Raw genomic sequence first — 15,499 nt, 5'->3', positions numbered from 1 at the left:
ACCTATACGATGAAAGATATGCCGTGGAAAGGGCGAATGCATGGATGGACAGCTACCGTTCCCTGCTCAACAGGTTCGATACGACCACCGAAAGCTGGAAAGGATTCAACTATTTGGCATTCATTGCGATAGCGTTGAAAAAATTCAAGAAAAAGAAAAAAATAAAAGTTTAAACCACTTCATTATGTTGATCATTCGTGCAAGTGGTTTTTCTAAATAATTCTTAAAGTGTTTTAAGACATCTATGAGTATCTTACCTTTGGGGACTACAAAAAATAATCCCTTTAATGCCAAAAAATAACAGAAGACAGCACCAGGCAAAAGTCATTCGTATTTTCAGGAAAATACACCGTACTACAGGAGCACTTCTATTCTTCTTTTTTTTATTTATTTCCATAACAGGGCTTCTTTTGGGTTGGAAAAAAAACAGTAATGGACTCATCCTTGCAAAAACGGAAAAAGGTACCTCCACGGATTTATCGGAATGGCTTCCTTTGGAAACATTGAAATCCAACGCCCAAACAATTTTTAGGGATAGCATATCCTCAGATTTCTCACCTGAAATTGATAGAATTGACGTACGGACGGATAAAGGAATCTTAAAGTTCACCTTCGTGGACAATTTCTACGGTATCCAACTGGATGGTGCCACAGGCGCCTTATTGAAAATTGAACGAAGGAGGTCCGACTTTATAGAACAAGTGCACGATGGTTCCATTTTGGACCGATACATTGGGACATCGAGCGGTCAAATAAAACTAATCTATACGTCCATTATGGGCTTGGCCCTTTTGGTTTTCACGATTACAGGATTTTGGCTCTGGTATGGGCCCAAAAGAATGAAAAGAATAGCAAAAAGTTCCTAATGACCAAAGAATCCTTCACGCTCGAGGAAGCCACCCGAAAATTGGAAGGGTACTGCGCATATCAAGACCGATGCCATAAAGAGGTCATTAAAAAACTACAGGACATGGGCATGATTCCAATTGCCGTTGACACCATTATATCCCATTTGATCAAGGAAAACTATTTGAACGAAGAACGTTTCGCCAAAAGTTTTGCCAGGGGAAAGTTCAACATAAAAAAGTGGGGCAAGCAGCGTATTATAGCCGAGTTGAGGCATAGGGAGATTTCAAGGTTCAATATTCAAACGGCACTAAGGGAGATCGAAGGGACCCAGTACCAGAATACTTTTGATGCCCTTGCAAAAAAGAGACTGCAACAGATCAAGGAGACGGACGTTCAGAAGAAAAAGAAAAAACTTGCCGATTACCTGCTATACCGTGGATGGGAAAGTCATTTAGTGTACGATAAGGTAAATGAGCTAGTTGGTTGAGCCCTTTGGACAAGCTTATTGTTAATTGGCCATTGACTCAGATTACAAACTTCTACCTACTTATATTTTTCAATTTATTTGTCCTGGAAATGGCCCTTTCATTTTTTTGATCGATCCACTTTTGTCCTTTTATCTTACGCATCAAAACATCAAAATGACGCATTACCAATACGTTATATAGTGCCTTGGCTAGGTTCTTCGGGTTTCTGGCAATGGCCCTCAAGCTCATGGAAAAACCAGGGGTATTATACTTCATATAATGCCAATATCCTTCTGGCATATACAATACCTCACCATGCCTTAATACAGTCTTATACCCGTTGGCCTGTTTTAAAACCGGCCACTTTTCATAATCGGGGTTCGAAAAATCGATTCGCTCATGGGTAATCAAGGAATGGGGCACCTTGTACAAATACTTGGTTTCTGACTGCGGAAAAAGAATACAATACTTTTCACCTTCAAAATGAAAATGAAAAATATTTCCCAAATCAATGTCGTAATGCATGAAGGTGTAGGCATCTTTACCTCCAAAGAACAACATGGGAAGTCCTTTCAATAGTTTGATACCAAAATCCGGATAGGAGAAATCCCCTTGTAGTTCTGGCACCTCCTTTAATATATTCCAAAGAAAAATCCGGTATTTTGTGGGCTTGGTCTGTAGTAGCTCAATATAATCCGCCATCTTCATTTTTGCATGGGGCTGGTTAAAACCGTCCTCATGATGAACGGGCCTATCGTCGTACAGCGGCACTTCCCTGTCCCCTGCCACCTCTTTCATATAGTCCAGGTTCCATTTCGTAAAAGCGGGCCAGTCCTTTATGCCCCTTTGTATAACAACAGGTTTTTGGGGCCTAAAATAATAGGTTATAAAGTCTTCCTTGGTAATAGTGTCTACCCTTGGAATTTCTGCTAACTTCAAATCAATTTGGGTTTTTAGTAAGCCGCAAATTTAGTCAACACAGGGAAAATAGCTTATTAAAATTGGGATAATGTAGGGCTAGTCTGTCAATTTCGCCTTCTGTTTGGCCAGTTCATTTCGTTCTATGGTGTGCCCCGGTCTAGACCATTTTGGCTTTTCGTTCAAAGATTGGAATTTAGAATCGGAAGCCTCCACCGTCTTTGGCTGGGATATCTTTGTAAAAGGTTTTTGTGGGTTTAACCCCAAGAGCCTGAACATTTCCATATCCTCGTTTACATCGGGGTTTGGAGTTGTTAGAAGTTTATCGCCTGCAAAGATGGAATTGGCTCCGGCAAAGAAGCACATGGCCTGTCCTTCCCTACTCATTTGGGTGCGTCCTGCGGAGAGTCTAACTTGCGTTTCGGGCATTACGATCCTGGTCGTAGCCACCATACGGATCATGTCCCAGATGGCAATAGGTTCAATATCCTCCATGGGGGTTCCTTCCACAGCTACCAAAGCATTGATGGGTACCGATTCTGGTTGGGGGTTCAGGGAAGCCAATGCGACGAGCATACCGGCCCTATCTTCTAGTTTTTCCCCCATTCCAATAATACCACCACTACATACGGTAACATTGCTCTTGCGGACATTGTCTATAGTGTCCAAACGGTCCTGAAACGCACGGGTTGAGATGATATCCTTGTAATAATCCTCTGAAGTGTCCAAATTATGGTTGTAGGCATAAAGGCCGGCCTCCGCCAAACGTTGCGCCTGATTTTCCGTAAGCATCCCCAAAGTACAGCAAACTTCCATGTCCAGTTTATTGATGGTGCGAACCATTTCCAAAACCTGATCGAATTCAGGACCGTCCTTCACATTACGCCATGCAGCACCCATACAAACCCTGGAACTACCAGAAGCTTTGGCACGGAGTGCTTGGGCTTTCACATGCGAAAGGGTCATTAAATCGTTGCCTTCAATATCCGTATGGTATCTTGCCGCCTGCGGACAATATCCACAATCTTCCGGGCAACCTCCGGTCTTTATGGAAAGTAACGTAGAGACTTGAACCGTGTTTGGATCGTGATGTTCCCTATGAATCGAAGCAGCCTCGTACAGCAGTTCCATCATAGGTTTATTATAAATATCCAGGATTTCTTGTTTGGTCCAGTCGTGTCGTACTACGCTCATAAAATCAAAGTTGTTTGTAAATTTCAAAAATAGCGGAATAAGTTCAGATAAAATAATTGGACATTCTAAACTTTGGCCAGTAAAATACTCACGGCATTACCCCCAAATCCAACGGCATTGACCAAAACCTTTTTAATATTTTTGGGTGCTGCAGTATTTTTATAAAAAGGAACTTGAATAGCCTTTTGATACCTCAACATTAAAATGGCCATCTCAATATTCAACATTCCCGAAGCCCCAAAAGTGTGTCCTATTTTCCATTTATTGGTAGTTAGAAAAGGAAGATCGTTACAAAATATCTTTTTAATCGCGTTCCATTCAGAAATATCCCCTTTTAGGGTTCCCGGGGCATGCATTACTATGACATCGACCTCTTCTTTGGGGGTATTTTCCAAGGCCATTGCCATGGATTTTTGAAAACACCGTGCATCGGCAGAAATGGATACGTTGTGTTCCAAAAGCTCGGTAGCGTACCCTATGCCCTCAATGACCCCCAAAGTCCCTGGAAGGATACCACGCTCCAAACAGGCTAAGGAAGCACCTTCTCCCAAGACCATGCTGTTCTTCTTTTTCATAACATCCAAGGCCCTACAAGGATAGCTTCGAATGCGTTCAGTTACCGAACTATTTTTAGAAGACGCATAAATTTTCAAAGCTTTCATCTGAGCTATAGTGAAGGGGGTCAAAGGAGCTTCACTACCTCCTACCAAAAACTTATCGGCCATACCACTTCGAATCCAAGCAACACCGTTTAACAAGGCATGTAAAGCAGTGGAACAGGTAATGGAATGTGAAAACTCGGGTCCGTCAGTACCTAGGTCATGGGCCACCCAAGAGGATATATTCCCCAAAGTGGTGGTGGGTGAAGTAAGGGAAGGTGTTCTATTATGCTTTAAATAGTCTTCATGGAAGTGCTCGAACAGACCGGTGGCTCCCCTAGAAGATCCAATGTTGATACCGAAATTTTTATTGCTCCTTTCCAATGACTTCCAACCCGCCCTTTCAACGGCATTCCTTGCCGTGTACAAAGCATAGAGGACACTATGGTCCAAATGTTGGTATTTGGAATCGGATTCCTTTAAATCCGTTATTTTCTGTTGAAGATTTTGGCTTAACCTACCTGTCCATACAGGTTCTTTATCTATCTCTTGGAGCGTTAAACGATGATCAGTGTTTTGATAATTCTCCCAGATTTCCTCCAAAGTCACTCCCAATGGGGAAATGGAGGAGATGGCTGTTATTGATATTTTATCTGTCGACATTTCCATTGCTATAGACTATCCAAAAGTTCGGTTATAGCAGCATATATACTGTTTAACTGTTCATTCGTAATCACATAAGGTGGCAGTACGTATACGGTGTTTCCCAAAGGTCTCAATAGGACTCCTCGTTCCATGAAAAAGCTATACAATCGATTTCGCAGATTCCCATATCGTTCCGTTTCCACGTTCAAATCAATGGCCAATATTACCCCCATGGAACGCGCATTCACAACTTTGGGATGCCCTGAAACCTTTGAGACAAAAGTAGTGTGGGCAGACGCGATATAGGCTCTGCGCTCCCTAATTTCAGTGGAATTCAACAATTGTAGACCAGCCAAGGCTACTGCACACCCTAGCGGATGGGCACTGTAGGTATGGGCATGGAAAAAACCGTTGGAGACTTCCTCGCTCAAAAAGGCATTGAATACCTCTTGGGTACAACTTGTAATACTCAACGGGAACATCCCGGCGGTGAGGGCCTTGCTCAGGCAGAGGATATCAGGTTGATGTTGCAGGTTTTCCGAGGCAAAGTTCTCCCCTGTCTTTCCAAAGCCTGTCATTACTTCATCAGCTATACAAAGAACACCGTTTTCCTGGCACTTTTGGATGAGCAGGTCCAGGCCTTCGGCGGAATGGAACTTCATACCTGCGGCACCCTGTACCAACGGTTCGAATACAAAGGCAGCACATTTATTGCCCGATAGGATGGAATTCAGTTGCGAAAGCACTTCCTCCATATTTTCCCTTTGAGGAACGGGAATCCTTTCTACTTTTAGTAAAAAATCTTCAAAAGGACCATTGTAAACCGATAGTCCGGAGGCACTCATCGCCCCAAAAGTGTCGCCATGAAAGCCATCCTCGAAAGCGATCAGAGTGTCCCGTTTATCATTCAGATTGTGATGGTACTGCAAGGCCATTTTTATGGCTGCCTCCACGGCTGTGGAGCCGTTATCGTTGAAAAAAACCTTGGCTTGGTTTTGAGGTAATAAAGCCATCAGCTCCTCGGAAAGCTTTACGGCAGGCTCATGGGTAAACCCACTGAACATGACAAAGTCCAATTGGCTCATTTGTTCCGACAAGGCCTTCGTAATGTGTTCATTCCCATGACCATACATGGACGTATACCAGGAGGCGATGCCATCTATATAGGAGTTGCCCGCCTCGTCCCAAAACAAGGCACCCTCTGCCTTGACAATACCTACGGGAGGAGCGGCCGTTTTGTGTTGCGTTAATGGATGCCAAAGGTGCTTTTGATCGCGTTCCGATAGATTTTTCCCTTTCATAGAATTCAAGAATCCACAATTTATCTATCTTGCAAAGATGGGAAATAAAGTTAAACCTGTTGATGAAACTTAGTATCATAAAGGAATGCCTTTTTGGAGAATCACGATTAAATAATAGGGCCGTTTTTCTTTTACTTACCGGAATTACATTCTTTATCCGGTTTCCCTTTTTCTTTAGGGATTATATAGATCGGGACGAAAGTACTTTTATTCTTTTAGGACAATCATGGGTGGACGGACATTTACCGTATACCCAATTGTGGGATCTTAAGCCCCCTTTGACCTTTGCCTTCTTTGCATCCATAGTCTATGTGTTTGGAAAGAGTTTTATCGCGATTAGGCTAATTGGGGCCCTACTTGTTGCCTCCACGGCTTTTTTTACCTATAAAATTGCATCTAGAATAACCTCCTTTCAGGTTGCACTATGGAGCGGGATATTCTGTGTTGTACTGCTCAGTTTATTTGGAAGTTTACAAGGGGTCATGTCAGAGCATCTATGTATGGCTTTTTTTGTACCCTCACTATACTTGATCCTTTCAAAAAAAGGTCCCTTTTGGTTGCTCTTGGCAGGTCTAAGTATGGGGATTGCGATCATGGTAAAATTGAATATGGCCTATCCGGTGCTCTTTTTGGGTATTTATTTGGTCCTTGAACTTTTTAGCAAACAAAAAACTATCACCTTTTGGGGGGTTCTTGCTTTTGGCCTTGGAACCTTATTCATAGTTATTTTGACGATTCTTCCCTATTACCTTAACAACCAATCTGAAGTTTGGTGGAAGTCCGTGGTTCTAGCGCCTTTGGAATATAGCGAGGCAAGAAGGTTTTCCTTTTTTAAATTGGCACCCACTTTTATTGTAATTGGAACCTTCCTATTTTATTGTTGGAAAAGGGATGTCATCTCGTTCAAGGACAGAACTTCCCTCCTATTGTTTGTTACCCTTTGTGGCGTTCTTGTGTCTTTTTTTAAGGGAGGTAGGATAAATGGACATTATTTGATTCAAATACATCCCATGTTAGTAATATTCCTAGGTATAGTACTTCACCAATTATACTATCGGTTTAAAGTAAGAATACCTAGGTTTTTTATCCTACTGCTATTTCTGATTCCAACGGAAAGTTATTTGGAATACTTCAATATTGTCAAAAACAAGTTTGAAAGGGGCACATTTTTTAATGGGGAAGGGTTTTCGGTTCCTAAATACATCACGGAACAAAAAATAAAAACCGATAACATATTTTTTTTAGGATACCATATAGGATATTGGAACCTAGGGGTATTGCCCCCAACTTTGGCCGCTACACACCCCAGTAATATCTGCAGGGATGAACTTTATCAATTTTTTGATAACCCTAGGGAAAATTCACTTGAGGAACTCCGGTACATTATGGAGGAAATAAAGCCTAAAATCGTGGTAGTACGTAAGGGGCGACTTGTTTTTGACAGGGATGAATTGGAGGAGAATGAATACATAGACACCTATTTGGCCAAACATTATACCGTAGCGGCTACCGTGGAAAAGGCCGAGATACTTCAGAGAAAAGAGAACAATTAGCAGTGAACAGTCAACAGTCAACAGTTTGCAGTAAACAGTTTTCAGATACAGGTAAACAGGGAGCAATTAGCGGTTAGCAAAATTATAAACTGACGACAAAAAAGGAACTCGTGGTCCTGTGAAAAAGTGAGATAGTGAGAAAGTTGTTGAACTAGAACCATTAACGAACAAAGATAAACCAACAACGAAGAACCAAAAACCAGCAACCATGAACAATCTTAAAGACTCTCCAAAATGTGCCTGAACTCTCCGGCATAGCGCGCCACAACGGTTTTGTCCAACCTTGGCTCCTCGTCAATTCTTCCAATTAGGGGAACCCCCGTTTTATATAATATGATCCTTTCCGTTTGGGGATTTTCCTTTCCGTTGAACAATACGGAAACATCATAGCCCTTGTTCTGTAACCACCCAATGGTCAACAAGGTATGGTTGATACTTCCCAAATAGTGCTTGGAAACCACCACCACCTTATATTCCGGCATGATTATGTCGAACATAGTATCCTCATCGTTTAAGGGCACCAACAGGCCTCCGGCCCCTTCAATCACCAAATTCCTATCCGTAGCCGGTTCATTAATATGGAAACGGTCTATTTTCACCCCATCAATCTCTGCTGCGGCATGCGGACTCATGGCAGCTGTAAGCTCGTAGCTGCTTGGCAAAATACTTGTTTTGTCGTTCGATATTAGATTTTTTACCGTATCGCTATCCGTTTGGTCCAGATCCCCTGACTGTACGGGCTTCCAATAATCGGCCTGAAGGGCTTCGGTTATGATGGCCGAAGCCACCGTTTTACCCACTCCCGTAGAAATACCTGTAACGAAAATCTTTTGCATGCTTAATAAATTTGACCACTTCCCGCGCAAGCACAAAGGAAATGTATTAGAAAATAATTTTTATTTTAAGTAAAGCCTTAAACCACTTCACTAATTTAATCTCGATTATCGAGTTATCATGCCACAATTTAGGCACTTATATTTTCTTTTCTCAAAAAAAGGAAAAAGTTTATAAAAAATCCCCTTCCTGTTATAATAGACTTCGGATTTTCTGGCCTTGCAATTGGGACAGGTTACTGGATTGCCAAAATCGTCCAAAGCATATGCCCTAACTTCATTGTAAATTTCCAAGGCCCGCTCCTTGTCCTGGGCATAGACCAGCAACTTTACCCCACCAATGGCATTGCTTATTAGGGGGTCGGAGTTCAAGGTGTTCTCATCCCTAAGAAAAACCGGGATGCCTTCTGATTCCAGTTTTCCCTTTAAAATTTGAACATCGGCCACATATTCAAAAGAAGCAACATGATAAAATTTGTCCGTCATGCATCAAATATATTTTGACAATAATTGCAGCACCAAACCAATCTCTTCCTTAGAATTGAAACTATGAAGACAAAATCGCATTCTTTCCTTCCCTTCGGGAACCGTAGGAGAAAGGATGGCCTTCACATCAAAACCGTCGTCCCTCAATTTTTTGGAAATATTCCGGACTTTTTCATTGCCAGGAATAATTACGGATTGAATGGCCGAATCACTTCCGATTAAGTTACCGGACCACTTCTGTTTCTTCGCTTGACCCTTGAAATACGAAATATTTTCAAAAAGCTGGTCGCGCTGCGCCCCTCCTTCAACAGCAAGAAACTCATAGGAAGATAAAATACCGACAATATCATGTGGAGGCAACGCCGTAGTATATATGAAACTCCGGGAAAAATTTATGAGATAGTCCCTTAGGGCATTGCTACCAAGTATGGCCGCACCTTGGGTGCCCAAGGCCTTTCCAAAGGTAACGATCCTTGCGAAGAGGGCCTTTTCCAATCCCAACTCCTGTACCAACCCAAGACCTTGTTTGCCCATAACACCAACGGCATGCGCCTCGTCCACGATCAAATGATATCCTTCCGAGATACAAAAACTGGCCAATTGTTTAAGATCTGGAGAATCACCGTCCATGGAGAATACGGATTCCGTAACCACATAAACATCGGAATCACCATTGTCAGAAATAGTTTTTTTTATTTTCTCCTTTAAATCCTTTAGGCTATTATGTCCAAATTTATAGCTCTTGGCATGGCTCAGTTGTAATCCGTCCCGGATACTGGCATGAATAAGTTCGTCGTAAAAAACAAAGTCGCCCCGTTGCGGAACACATCCAAAAAAACCTATGTTGGCATCGTACCCCGAGTTAAACACCAGGGCATTTTCAACATTATGGGTCTGCGCCAATAAGGATTCCAATTCTTGGAACAGGATATGGTTCCCGGTCAATAACCTGGAACCTGTAGCGCCGTTCTCACTGATATTATGCTTTAATAATAACTGAAAAGTCTTGGAGAAAAGGCTTTCGTTCCTGGCAAAACCAAGATAATCGTTCGAAGAGAAATCTACTAACGAAGTGGACTCTGCGAGACATCTCAAAGAACCATCTTTTATACGATTCTCAAGCTTTTGACTAAGTTTTTTTGGAAATATTGACATGTTCCAAATGTATAGTCTTTACCCCTAAAAAAATATAGAAGCAAAAAATAATTATTCCGCAACCGTAAAAATAAAATCCTCCTCAAGGGTATTAGGGAACCTAGGAATAATCTCTAAAAAAATTTTATCTGGCTTATATTCAGGTCTGATGGTCACATATTGAAAGTTTAACCTATAATTTCCGGATTCTTTAAGAACTATGCCAATTCTAGAACTATAAATATCACGGTTTTCGTTTAACACGGCGACCACCTCACCATACTCATTTTGCAACTCTCCTGTGACGGCATAAATATTTTCAGGAGCAATAGGAGTTCTTATATAATCGTTTGATATTGTACTAAACTTTTCAAGGTCTAGACTATAACTAAAGCGTTCCGCAGCTGTGCTTTTATATATATCCAAAAGATTGGTGTAGCCATCTTCCTGTAAGTATCTACTAAAATTAAGATTGACGAACAGGGTGTCCCCAACCATATAATTACCTTGGTTATCTACCACAAGGGCATTTTCAACTTCTATTTGGATATAAGAAAAACCTTCCTCATCGTTGGTATAACAACTGTAAAAAAACAAAAGGAGCATTAATAAAAAGAAATTGCTTTTCATGTTATTTGGATTAAAATCTATATCCTATCCTTATCCCGGTTCTTACCAATGAAGATTGGACAACAAACCAATACGTTTCAAAATTGGTGCGTAAACCAATTTGCCCTTCAAGGGAAAGTCTATCCTTTGCGAAAAGAAATCGATATCCATAACCAATGCCCATTCCAAAATCCTTTGTTACTATGGTTCCCTTTTCATAGACCCCATAACCTTCAGGAGTAGTATTTCGTACAAAAATATCGCTACTTTCATTCTTGTTTAGGGAAGCAAAGATTTCTAAAAAGTGGCTTTTTTTATTGTTACCATTAAAATAGAATCTTCCAAAGGGATTTATCTCAAAATTGGCCCTTTGAGCGTATCCATTTCCCGCAACATCCAACTTGTTAAAACCATCACCATAGGATGCCCATCCTATCCCCAATGCAAACTTACGTCCTAGTATACGTTCATAATTTAGTTCCACACTGTTCACTAAAAAATATGGAAGGTTGCTGGAAATTTGATTCTTGAATAGGGTAATGGTCCTGTTTTTTTCTAGGTCCTCCTTTTGACCAAAAGAAGATAGCACCATAAAACAAGTACAAAACAAAACAAAATGGGGGTTCCTCATACGTATTTTTTATTAGGCCACATGTTCAATCGTTACTTGCGAAGTTGTTAATTTTTATTATTGGGTTGCCTAAAAAATAATCAACACAGCTTTTAAGATGCCTAAATTATAAATGGTTGCTTTCCTATTAGATTAACGTAATGTTATATTAATGTAAAGTACAATTATTCCATATATTTAATCCTTGAATTTGAATAGGGCTTTATGAAAAAATATTGGTTACTGGGTCTCTTTTTCTTCATAGGTATTTTCTCTTATGCTCAGATGAACATGTATGAAATCACCTTTGAAAATGCCATACATCATGAAGCCTTGGTTTCGGCGACTTTTCCGGCCGTTACCACAGATACCCTATCGGTACGTATGAGCAGGACTTCCCCGGGAAGGTATGCCCTTCACGAATTTGCCAAGAATGTGTATGGGTTTAAAGCGTATGACGGCAAAGGAAATTCCCTAAAAGTACATAGGCCGGACCCCTATCAGTGGCAAGTTTTTGGTCATGACGGTACCGTTAAAATCGAGTATCTATTATACGCCAACCGTGGGGACGGCACATATTCCCAAGTGGATGAAACCCATGCCCATTTGAATATTCCTGCCACGTTTATGTATGCGCCAAGTTTGGAGGAAAGACCTATCGAAGTCACTTTTGATACAAGAGAAGATTTGAATTGGAAGGTCGCCACACAGTTGCATTTGGTGTCAGGAACTACCTACACAGCTCCAAATTTGCAATATTTTATGGACAGTCCCGTAGAAATCAGTGATTTTGGTATAAGGGAATTTGATGTAGACGGACAAAAAATCCAGTTTGTTCTCCACCACAATGGTACGGATGAGGAACTGGATACTTATTTTGAAAAGGTAAAAAAAACTGTCCTGGCAGAAAAAGAGGTATATGGTGAATTGCCCACTTTCGATTATGGCCGATATACGTTTCTGGCCTGTTATATCCCCAATGCATCGGGCGACGGTATGGAGCATAGGAACTCCACCATACTTACAAGTACTAGGAGCTTGGCCGATGGTGGAATGGAAGGCAACATTGGCACGGTGTCCCACGAGTTTTTTCACGCTTGGAACGTGGAAAGGATACGTCCCCAAAGTTTGGAACCCTTTGACTTTGAAGAAGCGAATATGAGCGGGACCCTATGGTTCGCCGAAGGTTTTACAAGTTATTACACAAACCTAATACTCTGCAGGGCGGGATTAATGGCTCCTGAGGAATATATAGAAGGTCTAGCGGGAACTTTCAATTATGTATGGAACTCACCGGCCAGACAATTTTTCAATCCCATAGAGATGAGCTACCAGGCACCTTTTGTAGATGCCGCCACCTCGGTGGATCCCGTAAATAGGGAGAATATGTTCATTTCCTATTATTCGTATGGTAGTGTTTTGGGCATGGCCCTAGACCTTGCCTTAAGGGAAAAAGGATTGGATCTGGATAATTATATGAAATTGGTTTGGATAAAATATGGCAAGACACAAACACCGTATAAAATAAAGGACTTACAAAACACATTAAGGGAATATGCTGGAAAAGAGTTTGGCGATGCTTTCTTTAATTCCTATATCTATAAAAGCGAAATGCCGGATTACAAAAGCCTTTTTGAAATAGTAGGTATAAAACTTGAAACAAAGGCTGAGTCGGCTTATTTGGGAATTTCTGCGCGTTTGAATGGAGACGGCCATGGCGAAATAACCACGAATCCAAAAATGGGAAGTCCCGCCTATATAGCAGGTTTGGATAAAGGGGACATTATTACCTCCATGAATGGGGGCGCATTTCCTGATGGGCAACACTTTGATGACTTCCTATCCCAATTTAACCCAGGAGATGTCCTAAAAATTGAATTTGAAAGATTTGGACAGCCTAAAACAACCCAAGTAAAATTGGTTTCCAGTCCCACCTATGTTATTTATCCTTCGGAGAAAGAAGGGGATGAATTGACAAAAAAGCAACACGATGCCAGGAAGGACTGGTTAAAGCTGAAATAGATGGATATACACTACTGTCGCGCCACATCGGACGAGGAACTGCATGGCATCCTGGCGCTTCAACAAAACAATACACCAAGTTTCCTTTCTGATGAAGAAAAGTCAAAGGAGGGCTTTGTAACCGTAATCCATTCCTTTGAACTATTAATAAGGATGAATATGGATTGCCCGCATGTCATCGCTAAAGTTGATGGTAAAGTCAAGGGATATGCCCTCTGCATGACCCGAAAATTTAGTGCCGATATTCCTTTGCTTTCCCCCATGTTCAAAATGGCGGATATTCTCTTGGCCGGAAAAAAATACCTGGCTATGGGACAAATCTGTGTTGCCAATGAATTTAGGGCCCAAGGTGTTTTTAAAGGCATGTATACTTATTACAGACAAGAACTTGAAAAAGACTACGATGGATTGTTAACCGAAGTGGCAACAAGCAACCAGCGTTCCCTAAATGCCCATTTAAGTGTGGGATTCGAAATACTTCAAACCCATGTTTCTGGGGACATTTCTTGGGAACTGATCTATTGGGATTGGAAATAATATTTCCTTTTTACAATACTTTATTATTGTTTTTCAATAATTATTTTATATTTGTTATTGTTAAACAATAATTCACATTATGAAAATATTCGGGCCAAAATCAGTCTCAAGTTATTTGTTCTATGTTTTCCGTTTTGGGGCCATTGGCTCCTTAGTCTTGGCACTTTTTATTTTACTTTCCTTTATTATTGGCAATTATGAACTAAAAGGTGGGCGTTTTACCATTCCATTTCCACTATTATCCTACTTTGACATCAAGGGTGATAATAAAACTTCCATCATAACAAGCATCACACTAATTTTGATTTACTGTGGTGGATTTCTTTACAGTTTGTCAATGATTTTGAAATCATTCAAGTCGGCAGTTCTTTTTAATGCAGCCGCCATTCGTCATTTAAAAGTACTGGCAATCATCAATTTATTGGTTTTTCCAATAGTATATTTATCGTTACGACTCATAATACTGAATATTTCAATAATGAATGGAATCCATAATTTGATTCTTAGTTTAATTTTCGGTGTGTTTTTGCTCTTTGTTGCCGCAATTTTTAAAAGAGGCCTAAAGGTTCAATCAGAAAACGATTTAACGATTTAGTATGGGGATCGTTGTAAACTTGGATGTCATGTTGGCAAAACGGAAAATGAAGAGCAAGGAACTTGCTGAAGCCATTGGTATAACGGAAGCCAACCTATCCATATTGAAATCTGGAAAAGCAAAAGCCATTCGGTTCTCAACGCTTGAAGCAATCTGCAAGGAACTGGAATGCCAACCTGGGGATTTATTGGAATATTTAAAATAAAAATCACTGTTGACCCGTAAATGGAATTTTTGTTTTATTATATGGGTCCGTAGCATCCCAAAGGTCAACTTTCAAAAAATTAGCTATCTCAATACCCATATTTAAAGCGACATCATCATCATAGCTAAAATAGACACGTTTTCGGCCTCCTTTTCGTAACCATATATTCACTTCATATCTTACAGGAGCCCTTGTATCAAAATTTATGGAGTATGTCTTTTGTGCCTTAAAAACTGAGATATAATCCACAGGTGGCAGTTCTTCCCATTTTCCATATCCAAACCTACCAATATGCCAACGCGTTTGAAGCCTTTCGTTTGCTTTATCCAAAACTATGCTGGTACTTTTACTCAAAAGTACACCCATTCCGGCCATAACTATCGCCATGTACAAATTCCCTAACTGAAATTTTTGATAAACAAATTCAGGTCGCAATATATTATGTCCTGTTATAAAAATAATTAGGAAAAAAATTACAAGGCTAAAAGCCAAAGCACCCATGCTCAATTGTAATACAGATGGCCTACCTTCGCTTATTTCCAGTTTGTCCTTTTTATTCAGAATTAAATAATTTAATATCGCAATATAAAAAAACCAACTCTTTCGAGTTGGTTTTTTCTGTTTCTAGTCTCCCTCCTTTGGAGGGGTTAGGGGAGGCCTTTTAATCCGCCAAAACAATCACTTTATTATCTTTAAGTTCCACGGTACCACTGGAAATCTCCAAAACCGTATTTCCATTTTGATCTTTGGTGAATTTAGAGGCATATTCCTCATCCAAGGAGACATTACCTTGAACCTTTACCTTTCCTTCCTGCAAAAGGGAAACAATGGGTGCATGGTTTTGCAACATTTGAAATTCCCCGTTTATTCCGGGAACGGTTACAGAAGTCACCTCTCCTGAAAATAAAGTTGCCTCGGGCGATACAATTTCTAAATACATAC

The 15,499-nt window shown here is 40.6% G+C and carries 18 protein-coding genes and 1 pseudogene; 8 read left to right on the top strand and 11 right to left on the bottom strand.

Going from position 1 to position 15,499, the window contains the following annotated elements; all coding sequences use genetic code 11:
• The 3 genes and pseudogenes from BFP75_RS10595 to BFP75_RS10585 form a co-directional block, all read left to right on the top strand.
• Positions 1 to 173 (top strand): annotated as a pseudogene (locus BFP75_RS10595) (IS5 family transposase); the annotation flags it as partial.
• Between the two features lie 114 nt (positions 174 to 287).
• Positions 288 to 866: a PepSY domain-containing protein gene (locus BFP75_RS10590; protein ID WP_099545378.1), complete on the top strand. Its 579-nt coding sequence runs from the start codon at positions 288 to 290 to the stop codon at positions 864 to 866.
• Complete coding sequence (locus BFP75_RS10585; RefSeq protein WP_099545382.1) at positions 866 to 1,336, top strand: regulatory protein RecX; 471 nt, start codon at positions 866 to 868, stop codon at positions 1,334 to 1,336. The genes BFP75_RS10590 and BFP75_RS10585 overlap by 1 nt, the downstream gene beginning before the upstream one ends.
• Positions 1,337 to 1,388: 52 nt before the next feature.
• On the opposite strand, the gene BFP75_RS10580 is transcribed toward BFP75_RS10585, so the two are convergent.
• The 4 genes from BFP75_RS10580 to bioA all read right to left on the bottom strand — a co-directional run bounded on the left by BFP75_RS10580 (position 1,389) and on the right by bioA (position 5,973).
• A complete protein-coding gene (locus tag BFP75_RS10580) occupies positions 1,389 to 2,255 on the bottom strand; it encodes a cupin-like domain-containing protein (protein ID WP_410504084.1) in 867 nt (288 codons plus the stop codon).
• Between the two features lie 78 nt (positions 2,256 to 2,333).
• A complete protein-coding gene (bioB, locus tag BFP75_RS10575) occupies positions 2,334 to 3,428 on the bottom strand; it encodes a biotin synthase BioB (protein ID WP_099545376.1) in 1,095 nt (364 codons plus the stop codon).
• Between the two features lie 65 nt (positions 3,429 to 3,493).
• Positions 3,494 to 4,690 (bottom strand): beta-ketoacyl synthase N-terminal-like domain-containing protein, encoded by a 1,197-nt coding sequence (locus tag BFP75_RS10570; RefSeq protein ID WP_099545381.1) that lies wholly within the window; start codon positions 4,688 to 4,690, stop codon positions 3,494 to 3,496.
• Between the two features lie 8 nt (positions 4,691 to 4,698).
• Complete coding sequence (gene bioA, locus BFP75_RS10565; protein WP_099545375.1) at positions 4,699 to 5,973, bottom strand: adenosylmethionine--8-amino-7-oxononanoate transaminase; 1,275 nt, start codon at positions 5,971 to 5,973, stop codon at positions 4,699 to 4,701.
• 62 nt (positions 5,974 to 6,035) lie between these two features.
• On the opposite strand from bioA, the gene BFP75_RS10560 reads away from it, so the two are divergent.
• Complete coding sequence (locus tag BFP75_RS10560) at positions 6,036 to 7,526, top strand: ArnT family glycosyltransferase (RefSeq protein ID WP_099545380.1); 1,491 nt, start codon at positions 6,036 to 6,038, stop codon at positions 7,524 to 7,526.
• A gap of 218 nt (positions 7,527 to 7,744) precedes the next feature.
• Here the strand turns inward: BFP75_RS10560 and bioD are convergent, their stop codons facing one another.
• The 5 genes from bioD to BFP75_RS10535 all read right to left on the bottom strand — a co-directional run bounded on the left by bioD (position 7,745) and on the right by BFP75_RS10535 (position 11,180).
• Positions 7,745 to 8,362 carry a dethiobiotin synthase gene (gene bioD, locus BFP75_RS10555; protein WP_099545374.1) on the bottom strand — a complete coding sequence of 206 codons (618 nt, stop codon included), beginning with the start codon at positions 8,360 to 8,362 and terminating at the stop codon, positions 7,745 to 7,747.
• 105 nt (positions 8,363 to 8,467) lie between these two features.
• Positions 8,468 to 8,845: a DUF2007 domain-containing protein gene (locus BFP75_RS10550; protein WP_099545373.1), complete on the bottom strand. Its 378-nt coding sequence runs from the start codon at positions 8,843 to 8,845 to the stop codon at positions 8,468 to 8,470.
• 3 nt (positions 8,846 to 8,848) lie between these two features.
• Positions 8,849 to 9,940: an 8-amino-7-oxononanoate synthase gene (locus BFP75_RS10545; protein WP_317044526.1), complete on the bottom strand. Its 1,092-nt coding sequence runs from the start codon at positions 9,938 to 9,940 to the stop codon at positions 8,849 to 8,851.
• A gap of 111 nt (positions 9,941 to 10,051) precedes the next feature.
• The gene (locus BFP75_RS10540; protein WP_099545369.1) at positions 10,052 to 10,609 is read right to left on the bottom strand and encodes a hypothetical protein; all 558 of its coding nucleotides are present in this window, start codon (positions 10,607 to 10,609) and stop codon (positions 10,052 to 10,054) included.
• A 10-nt stretch (positions 10,610 to 10,619) separates the two neighbouring features.
• Entirely contained in the window at positions 10,620 to 11,180 is a 561-nt protein-coding gene (locus BFP75_RS10535) for a DUF3575 domain-containing protein (RefSeq protein WP_206073541.1), read from the bottom strand.
• 243 nt (positions 11,181 to 11,423) lie between these two features.
• On the opposite strand from BFP75_RS10535, the gene BFP75_RS10530 reads away from it, so the two are divergent.
• The 4 genes from BFP75_RS10530 to BFP75_RS10515 all read left to right on the top strand — a co-directional run bounded on the left by BFP75_RS10530 (position 11,424) and on the right by BFP75_RS10515 (position 14,557).
• Positions 11,424 to 13,220, top strand: a complete 1,797-nt coding sequence (locus BFP75_RS10530) for a M61 family metallopeptidase (RefSeq protein WP_099545365.1) — start codon at positions 11,424 to 11,426, stop codon at positions 13,218 to 13,220.
• Entirely contained in the window at positions 13,221 to 13,757 is a 537-nt protein-coding gene (locus BFP75_RS10525; protein ID WP_099545363.1) for a GNAT family N-acetyltransferase, read from the top strand.
• 79 nt (positions 13,758 to 13,836) lie between these two features.
• Complete coding sequence (locus BFP75_RS22700; protein ID WP_099545361.1) at positions 13,837 to 14,352, top strand: DUF2975 domain-containing protein; 516 nt, start codon at positions 13,837 to 13,839, stop codon at positions 14,350 to 14,352.
• 1 nt (position 14,353) lies between these two features.
• Positions 14,354 to 14,557, top strand: a complete 204-nt coding sequence (locus tag BFP75_RS10515) for a helix-turn-helix domain-containing protein (protein ID WP_099545359.1) — start codon at positions 14,354 to 14,356, stop codon at positions 14,555 to 14,557.
• A 3-nt stretch (positions 14,558 to 14,560) separates the two neighbouring features.
• Here the strand turns inward: BFP75_RS10515 and BFP75_RS10510 are convergent, their stop codons facing one another.
• Together BFP75_RS10510 and BFP75_RS10505 are read right to left on the bottom strand one after the other, a co-directional pair.
• Positions 14,561 to 14,944 (bottom strand): hypothetical protein, encoded by a 384-nt coding sequence (locus BFP75_RS10510; RefSeq protein ID WP_123803393.1) that lies wholly within the window; start codon positions 14,942 to 14,944, stop codon positions 14,561 to 14,563.
• A 274-nt stretch (positions 14,945 to 15,218) separates the two neighbouring features.
• On the bottom strand, positions 15,219 to 15,497 hold the full coding sequence (locus BFP75_RS10505; protein WP_099545354.1) for a F0F1 ATP synthase subunit epsilon: 279 nt from the start codon (positions 15,495 to 15,497) through the stop codon (positions 15,219 to 15,221).
• Between the last annotated feature and the right edge of the window lie 2 nt (positions 15,498 to 15,499).

Origin of the sequence: Maribacter sp. 4G9, from assembly GCF_002742265.1 — a bacterium.
GTDB lineage: Bacteria > Bacteroidota > Bacteroidia > Flavobacteriales > Flavobacteriaceae > Maribacter.
The sequence above is the reverse complement of the archived record's forward strand: the minus strand, read 5'-3'. Positions and strand labels throughout refer to the sequence as shown.

Coding starts and splice junctions, on each gene's coding strand:
- BFP75_RS10590 (WP_099545378.1), top strand. CDS start 288: ATGCCAAAAAATAACAGAAGACAGCACCAGGCAAAAGTCATTCGTATT.
- BFP75_RS10585 (WP_099545382.1), top strand. CDS start 866: ATGACCAAAGAATCCTTCACGCTCGAGGAAGCCACCCGAAAATTGGAA.
- bioB (WP_099545376.1), bottom strand. CDS start 3,428: ATGAGCGTAGTACGACACGACTGGACCAAACAAGAAATCCTGGATATT.
- BFP75_RS10570 (WP_099545381.1), bottom strand. CDS start 4,690: ATGTCGACAGATAAAATATCAATAACAGCCATCTCCTCCATTTCCCCA.
- bioA (WP_099545375.1), bottom strand. CDS start 5,973: ATGAAAGGGAAAAATCTATCGGAACGCGATCAAAAGCACCTTTGGCAT.
- BFP75_RS10560 (WP_099545380.1), top strand. CDS start 6,036: ATGAAACTTAGTATCATAAAGGAATGCCTTTTTGGAGAATCACGATTA.
- bioD (WP_099545374.1), bottom strand. CDS start 8,362: ATGCAAAAGATTTTCGTTACAGGTATTTCTACGGGAGTGGGTAAAACG.
- BFP75_RS10550 (WP_099545373.1), bottom strand. CDS start 8,845: ATGACGGACAAATTTTATCATGTTGCTTCTTTTGAATATGTGGCCGAT.
- BFP75_RS10540 (WP_099545369.1), bottom strand. CDS start 10,609: ATGAAAAGCAATTTCTTTTTATTAATGCTCCTTTTGTTTTTTTACAGT.
- BFP75_RS10535 (WP_206073541.1), bottom strand. CDS start 11,180: ATGGTGCTATCTTCTTTTGGTCAAAAGGAGGACCTAGAAAAAAACAGG.
- BFP75_RS10530 (WP_099545365.1), top strand. CDS start 11,424: ATGAAAAAATATTGGTTACTGGGTCTCTTTTTCTTCATAGGTATTTTC.
- BFP75_RS10525 (WP_099545363.1), top strand. CDS start 13,221: ATGGATATACACTACTGTCGCGCCACATCGGACGAGGAACTGCATGGC.
- BFP75_RS22700 (WP_099545361.1), top strand. CDS start 13,837: ATGAAAATATTCGGGCCAAAATCAGTCTCAAGTTATTTGTTCTATGTT.
- BFP75_RS10515 (WP_099545359.1), top strand. CDS start 14,354: ATGGGGATCGTTGTAAACTTGGATGTCATGTTGGCAAAACGGAAAATG.
- BFP75_RS10510 (WP_123803393.1), bottom strand. CDS start 14,944: ATGGCGATAGTTATGGCCGGAATGGGTGTACTTTTGAGTAAAAGTACC.
- BFP75_RS10505 (WP_099545354.1), bottom strand. CDS start 15,497: ATGTATTTAGAAATTGTATCGCCCGAGGCAACTTTATTTTCAGGAGAG.